Origin of the sequence: Alteromonas sp. 14N.309.X.WAT.G.H12, assembly GCF_036697315.1 — a bacterium.
GTDB lineage: Bacteria > Pseudomonadota > Gammaproteobacteria > Enterobacterales > Alteromonadaceae > Alteromonas.
In genome coordinates this window covers 3342-6213 of the sequence record NZ_JBAHZB010000151.1, presented here as the reverse complement: position 1 = coordinate 6213, position 2872 = coordinate 3342, and the positions used below count along the sequence as shown (strand labels likewise).

Genomic DNA, 2872 nt, shown 5'->3' with positions numbered 1-2872 from the left:
GAGAGTATCAGTACCATTGGGCCGGCGTTTTTGGTTGGCTGCGCGATTTGCTCGGTGGTATCAGGTCTTGCGGGATATTTTGGCCTAAACTGGTTATGGCGGTTTTCTGTAGTAAAATCGTGGAAAGCGCGAAAAGAAGCCCGCAAACAACGGGCTGTTAAATAAAAACGAAAAGGTTACTGTTGATATAAACCGTGGGTTGTAAGTACCGAGATAAGTTTGTCTTCATCCCACACATCCACATCCAGCGATTGGGCTTTTGTCAATTTCGATCCCGCTTTATCCCCCGCCACTAAGAAATTCGTTTTTGCCGACACAGAGCCGGTTACCTTAGCCCCCAGTTGTTGCAGCAATGCCTTGGCATCCCCTCGTCCCATAGACGACAGAGTACCGGTTAACACACAGGTTTGTCCGTCTAAGGGTAAATCATCAGCAACGCTGGGAGTCACGGCCGGCCAGTGCACACCCGCGGCCAGTAAAGCGTCGATAATTTCACGATTATGGGGTTCGTGGAGGAAGTTAAATAGGTGATTGGCTACAATCTCGCCCACATCTTCAACCTCTTTTAATGCTTCGATACTGGCATTTTGCAAGCTATCTAGATCACCAAAATGCAAAGCCAGGTTTGCCGCCGTCGCCTCGCCGACTTCCCGAATTCCCAAAGCATACAGGAAGCGAGCAAAGGTGGTTTCGGTGGATTGGGCTAAGGATTTTAATAAGTTTGACGCCGACTTTTCCGCCATCCGCTCCAATTGAATAAGATCGGCCAATTGCAAATGGAAAAAATCTGCAGGACTTTTTACCAAATCGGCATCCACCAATTGTTCCACCAGTTTATCGCCTAAACCATCAATATCGAAGGCTTTGCGGGAAGCAAAATGTTTCAGCGCCTGTTTACGCTGGGCTTGGCAAACCAACCCACCCGTACACCGGGCCACAGCCTCCTCGGCCAGTTTTTCGACCTTAGAGCCACAAATTGGACATTGTTCGGGAAACACCACTTCACGGGCATCATCGGGACGACGTTCCATCACAACGGATACCACTTGAGGGATAACATCACCGGCCCGTCGCACCACCACCGTATCGCCAATGCGCACACCAAGTCGTTGAATTTCGTCCTGGTTATGTAACGTGGCGTTAGAAACGGTCACCCCGCCCACAAACACAGGTTCAAGCCGTGCTACAGGGGTAATGGCACCGGTACGGCCCACTTGAAATTCCACATCAACCAAACGGGTAATTTCTTCTTGAGCCGGGAATTTTTGCGCAATAGCCCACCGTGGTGCCCGAGCAACAAAGCCGAGTGTTTGCTGTATGGCAATGTCATCCACTTTAAATACCACACCATCAATATCGTAGGGCAAATTATCCCGGGATGTTAAGATTTTGTTATAATAATCAAGACACCCTTGGGCACCTTCGGCCACGGCGATGTCAGGACAAATGGGCAAGCCCCATTGACGCAGCGACTTAAGGCGCTCACTGTGACTGGCAGCCAAAGTAAAGGCTTCAGGATAGACGACTCCTAGTGAATAGGCGTAGAACATGAGTGGGCGTTTGGCGGTAATACGGCTATCTAATTGACGCAAACTACCCGCGGCGGCATTGCGCGGATTAGCAAAAACCTTTTCACCTTTTTCTTTTTGTCTTTCGTTAAGCTGGGCAAACCCGGCTTTGGGCATGAAAACTTCGCCCCGCACTTCAATACGCGCTGGAATATTCTCCCCCCGTAACCGCAGTGGCACATTACCAATTGTTTTCACATTTTCGGTAATATTTTCTCCCACTTGCCCGTCACCACGGGTCGCTGCACGTACTAAAACTCCATTTTCATATAGAATACTTACCGCAAGCCCATCTAACTTAGGCTCGCAACTATAGGTCAGTGTTGCAGTATCTTTTAAGCGGTCTTTTAACCGCTTTTCAAAAGCAAATAAGGACGCTTCATCAAAGGCATTGTCCAATGACAGCATGGGCACTTCATGGGTTACCTGGGTAAAGGCTGATAACGGCTGGCCCCCTACTTTTTGAGTGGGCGAATCTGCACTTATTAGTTGTGGATGTTCACCTTCCAGCTTTTGCAACTCTTTAAATAGCCGGTCATACTCGGCATCGGGTACGCTCGGTGCGTCCTGAACGTAATACTGGTAGTTATATTCGTTGATCGTATCCCGTAACACAGCAATACGGTCGGCAACAGATGGGTTCTCTGACGACATAAATTTCTCTAAACAATGTGGTGGCCGTTAACTGACGGCGAAAAAAGGATTAATGACGGGAGATCATTCGCTTACGTTCAAATTCCCGTATTTTTTCCATGTACTGCTGTAAGCCTTGTTTGGTCAACACGCTGCGACGGCCGTCAAGTATACTGCCGTTAAATTCATCAGCAATTTTGCGGGCCGCATTGTGCATCATATTGAAAACCTGATGGGCATCCCCTTCTATGGGAAGGATCATAAACAGCGATACACCTTGGGTGGAAAAGGTTTCAAGATTATCAATATCGAAAACTCCCGGTTTAAACATGTTGGCCAGACTAAATAACACCGGTCCCTTGCCGTTGGAGTTGACATGGCGATGAAAAATCTCCTGATCACCAAATTTAAAACCCAGCGTAAGTAATAAAGGCAATAAGGCTGCCCCTGAAATGGGCGCATCCTCTTGTGCTTTTACATTTAAAACTAGCACTTCCTGTTCTTGCTGGGATCCCGCTGTTTTAGCAGACGAAGAGGACACCGGTTGGGCTTTTGAAACTGAATCATCGAAGTCAATATTCATTTGATCGTCACCGATCTTCGGCTCCTGACGCCGTTTAATGGCAGCTCGCTTTTTGGTTTTTCGCGTATCTTTGGCTGCTGGCGTATGC

At 48.1% G+C, this 2872-nt stretch carries 3 protein-coding genes; 1 reads left to right on the top strand and 2 read right to left on the bottom strand.

Annotation, left to right across the window (positions count from 1 at the left end; translation table 11 throughout):
* Positions 1–165 (top strand): DUF2062 domain-containing protein (locus tag V5298_RS19285; protein ID WP_332933058.1); only part of this gene is annotated, 165 nt, incomplete at its 5' end.
* 11 nt (positions 166–176) lie between these two features.
* On the opposite strand, the gene ligA is transcribed toward V5298_RS19285, so the two are convergent.
* A complete protein-coding gene (gene ligA, locus V5298_RS19280) occupies positions 177–2222 on the bottom strand; it encodes an NAD-dependent DNA ligase LigA (RefSeq protein WP_332933057.1) in 2046 nt (681 codons plus the stop codon).
* A 49-nt stretch (positions 2223–2271) separates the two neighbouring features.
* The coding region (zipA, locus tag V5298_RS19275; RefSeq protein WP_332933056.1) for a cell division protein ZipA at positions 2272–2872 on the bottom strand (601 nt) is incomplete at its 5' end.